This is a genomic window from Sporomusa sp. (assembly GCF_057736855.1).
In genome coordinates this window covers 1-4,232 of record NZ_JBYKYF010000080.1, presented here as the reverse complement: position 1 = coordinate 4,232, position 4,232 = coordinate 1, and the positions used below count along the sequence as shown (strand labels likewise).

General features: G+C 38.8%; 5 protein-coding genes and 1 riboswitch. Of the genes, 3 read left to right on the top strand and 2 right to left on the bottom strand.

Annotated features, from left to right (window positions below):
- Positions 1-271 (top strand): ECF transporter S component (locus AC29Z1_RS07270; RefSeq protein ID WP_488270794.1); only part of this gene is annotated, 271 nt, incomplete at its 5' end.
- A gap of 10 nt (positions 272-281) precedes the next feature.
- Here AC29Z1_RS07270 and AC29Z1_RS07265 read toward each other — a convergent pair.
- A complete protein-coding gene (locus AC29Z1_RS07265; protein WP_488270793.1) occupies positions 282-878 on the bottom strand; it encodes a DUF1638 domain-containing protein in 597 nt (198 codons plus the stop codon).
- Positions 879-1,139: 261 nt separating this feature from the next.
- A complete protein-coding gene (locus AC29Z1_RS07260) occupies positions 1,140-2,198 on the bottom strand; it encodes an NAD(P)-dependent alcohol dehydrogenase (RefSeq protein WP_488270792.1) in 1,059 nt (352 codons plus the stop codon).
- A gap of 293 nt (positions 2,199-2,491) precedes the next feature.
- Positions 2,492-2,588, top strand: a riboswitch (guanidine-I (ykkC/yxkD leader).
- Between the two features lie 113 nt (positions 2,589-2,701).
- Between AC29Z1_RS07260 and AC29Z1_RS07255 the strand changes: the two genes are divergently transcribed.
- Entirely contained in the window at positions 2,702-3,016 is a 315-nt protein-coding gene (locus AC29Z1_RS07255; protein WP_488270791.1) for a hypothetical protein, read from the top strand.
- A 509-nt stretch (positions 3,017-3,525) separates the two neighbouring features.
- The coding region (locus AC29Z1_RS07250; RefSeq protein WP_488270790.1) for an MCP four helix bundle domain-containing protein at positions 3,526-4,232 on the top strand (707 nt) is incomplete at its 3' end.

Genomic DNA, 4,232 nt, shown 5'->3' with positions numbered 1-4,232 from the left:
GGGGTATACCGTCGGTGCTATTTGTGAAACCAATCAAAGCCTTAAGGCATTTGTGCTGGCGTTAGTAATGGCGTGTACCATTAAAGTGGTTGGCTATTATGGTGCTGAAGTGATTATTTACGGCAACTGGTTTGCACCGTTGGCATCCATACCCGGTAATCTCGTTCAGATTGGTGTGGCTTCGGTTATTGTGTTACCTTGTGTGAACAAACTGAGAAAATCGACTAATCCGCTAAGTAAGAGTGTTGACAAAAAAGTAGATATTAAGTAGATATTAATCTTTAGGTTTCTAACGCCTTCTGTACCGCTTCTTTGATACTATTTTTAAAAAGCGTCAAATCGCCTGCTTCAATTTCTATTGGTATCTGGGTATGATCAAAAAATTCCAGTATATCCTCATCAGTGAACTTACAAATGCCAGTGTCAACAAGCACGATTTTATTATAAAAGGCAAAAGCCTGTTTCATGGCCACTTCATCCACGCCCCAGCCTGGATCAAAAAATTCACGCCATTTTACTAACCAACTGGGTGTCATATAGAATGTCTTGGGATCTCGTGGTTGACCATCCGGCAACAGCTCTCCTAGAAAAATTTCCCAACAACTTGAGCCCCGCAAACGGATTAAATCATAACTTTGTAAAAATTCGTCAAATAAGGGGTGACATTTTTCGCCAAATAAAAAGATGATTTTGTCTGCCTGCACCGTATCTAAGGCCTGCAATACTTTTTCTTGCAACTTTTTTAAATCTACATGTACACGCAACGGCAGATACATTACAGAAAATTCACAGTCAAATAGGTTTTCCTGCTCAAATTCAGCAAGCACTTTTTCCAGTTCTAACTGGAAAATTCCGCAGCCGAGAAAACATATTTTCAACTTCTAGCCTCCTACCGGTTGATATGGTTTTGTCAAATGTAATACATACTTTGCAAATATTTGCCATAAAAATCTAAAATTCCTTCCGAGCATGAAGTTTGTCAGAAATTACACTATTATTTTTTGGATAGTAGAAAATTTATGTATATGTGATAAAAAAGACTAAGGCTTCTGCCCTCTAAGAAGATGTCAAAAGCCTTAGTTTTTTCATAATGTCACTACATTCTGTTAGTTACCTAATTCCTAAAGGTATGTTCTTACTCACACAATTTTTACTACTGGCTTAATCAGGTCATTTGGTTTATCTTTCATAAGTTCTATAGCATCTTTAATGCGCTCAAAACCTTCAAAACGATGAGTAATTAGTTTAGATACATCTAATTTTCCGTAAGAAACCAAAGAAGCCAGCTTAGTCATGCGCAGGCGGCCACCAGGCATAAGCCCGCCGAGAATTTGCTTATGCCCCATACCAACGCCCCATTCGACTCGTGGAATCTTAATATAGGAGCCTTCTCCCAGATAATTTACATTGCCGATTTTTCCGCCTGGTTTTACGGATTTTATTGCTTCAGCAAATGTATCCACAGAACCACCAGCAATAATCACTTTATCAACGCCTTTACCGCCAGTCATTTCCAATACTTGTTCATCGATGGGACCATTTTTATAGCTGATAAAATCGGTAGCCCCATAGAATTTGGCAGCTTCTACACATACTGGCCTTGTACCTACGGCAATAATTCTCGAGGCTCCTCGCAGATTAGCACCTGCTACCGCCATAAGACCTACTGGTCCAATTCCAATGACTAGTACTTCATCACCAAACTGAATATCTGCAAGCTCGGCGCCATGAAATCCAGTAGGCACCATATCAGACAACATGCAGGCCTCCATTGGGTCAATATTTTCCGGCAGTAATGCAAGATTACCATCTGCGTCATTGACATGAAAATACTCAACAAATACGCCGTCTTTAAAGTTGGAGAACTTCCATCCTGCCAACATTCCACCAGAATGCATGGAAAATCCGGCTTGGGCCTCTAATGAATTCCAATCAGGAGTAATGGCTGGAACTAGTACTTTATCTCCGGGTTTAAAATCTTTTACTAATTTGCCAACTTCGACAATTTCTCCACAAGCTTCATGGCCAAGGATCATGTTGTGCCTTTCACCAATGGCACCTTCATATACAGTATGGATATCTGAGGTACATGGCGCAACGGCTAATGGTTTACAAATTGCATCGGTAGGCCCGCAAACGGGTTTTTCTTTTTCAATCCAGCCAGTACTTCCGATTCCTAACATTGCGTACCCCTTCATAGATAACCCTCCTCTGATTGGTCTGAAACCATTCTCAAAAAACAACTGTATAGTTTAGAGTTTGCTTACTTTGCTATTTTTTCAAAAGTATAGTTTAGTATAACCGGTCTATTTACCTAATTATTCGAATAGGAAGGACCAAGAATTAGCAACTCAACGAACAGACTGTGAGTAGGGAGAAGCGGCAAGATGAGGAAGATTAGGGGAAAGCAAGCTAATTGGAAAAGAAATTCTGGACTGTGATATGAAGCATATGGTAATATACAAATAACAATTTGTTACGAAGTGAATATGAAAATGCTTTCTAGGGTTCCGTGACACCATGTCAGTCTGGTCCGAGAGAAAGCGCACAGCAAGCTGTGTACACGGAAGGATAAAAGCCTGGGAGTACTTTTGTACGTCCTAAGGCTTTTTGTTTTAGCGGCGGAGCTAGGCAATATTTTTTAGGAGCCAGTAAGATGTCTGGTTAAAAGAGAAAATCAGAAAATGAGGAGATGATTAATGTGTACAGTTTTATCATGGACAACAAATGGGCTATTCTACTTGTTCTCGAATGTTTTGCCTGGTCGGCAACTATATTTATGTTTTATGCTAGGTATAAAATGCAATCACAGTTTTGGTTCAAAGCAGCCTCGGTATTGTTACTACTTACAGGAGTTATTCCACAAGTGATTTTGGGTGTACTACATTTTATTACCAACAAAGAAATTGATTTATTTACGCTTTTTATTGTTCTGCTAATTATCTACGGGATGACTATCGGCAAACAACATGTTCAGAAATTGGATGCATGGGCGCAAAAGAAATTTTCAAAATAGCCTGTTGTTTTATCAAGTTGATGTAGCAGAGAAAACCCTACTACCTAAACAAATGTATCTTATATACCATGATTTGAATACTTAATAATTATCAAAAAAGCAGTATCTAGAGTAGCGGGTGAGAATAAGTGTTGAAATAAGATGTTGAAATAAGGGATCTCCTAGTTTATAATGAGCATAGAAATTAAAATAGAATATTCGCAAATTTTGTCGAATATGATTATAGAAGCCTGCAGCAAGTCCAAGATGGGGCACGTGATTGTTACATAGGTGAGGTGACTTGTGGGGTTAAGGTTGGAACCAATGTAGTGCGCAATACAGGTAAAGTCTTATGGATTTTGTTGAGCTCAGTGCTGAAGTGGCCTGTTAAATCAGATACATCTATATTGTCATACTGGTTCTGGAAGACGGCAGATTGTTCTCTGTGTTATAGAAGGATAAACTATGAATTTTGATGCAGTAAGATATAGCGAACTATTGGTAGTTTACTATAAACAGGGGGTTACAAAATGGGTATTTTTAACAATCTGAAAGTGAGTTTGAAGTTGGGTGTATTAATAGTTATAGCCTTTATTGCCTTAGGAGCTGTAGGGTTTACTGGGTATTCCTATCTTCAAGAGGCAAATAGGGCTATAAACACTATGTATGCCGAACGACTGGTTCCAGTTCAGATTTTGACTGAAACTGTTTCACGTTCCAGAACGGTGGATGCAGCAACATTAGAATTGATGCTTTCAACCAATGCCAGAATGAAACGGGAATTACAGAGAGAGATAAATAACAATGTGTCGAAAATCAACGAAAATATAGCTCTTATTGAAAATTTACCGTTAGATGAAAAAGCGAGAGAGTTGCTAACTGAAGTACAGGAAGCGCAACAAAAGTATCGTAAAGCCAGAACCGAAGCTATAGAGTTAGCCATGCAAAATAAAAATGCGGAAGCTTATGCGCTATATACGGAGAAGGTAGATCCGTTAGCCGCAGCGTATGCTGACAATTTGCGTGAACTAGTTAATTATTATATAGAACTTTCCGAACTTATGAATGTTGAAACCCAGGCAGCGGCCAATTCGGCTACACAAATTACTGTTGGGTTAATTATGACGACACTTTTGCTATTAGGTTTATGCGGGTGGTTCATTACCAGGATAATAACAAAACCATTACAATTTTTAGTAGGTATTTGTAAAGAACTAGCTGAGGGGGATTTTCGTGA

Coding starts and splice junctions, on each gene's coding strand:
- AC29Z1_RS07260 (WP_488270792.1), bottom strand. CDS start 2,198: ATGAAGGGGTACGCAATGTTAGGAATCGGAAGTACTGGCTGGATTGAA.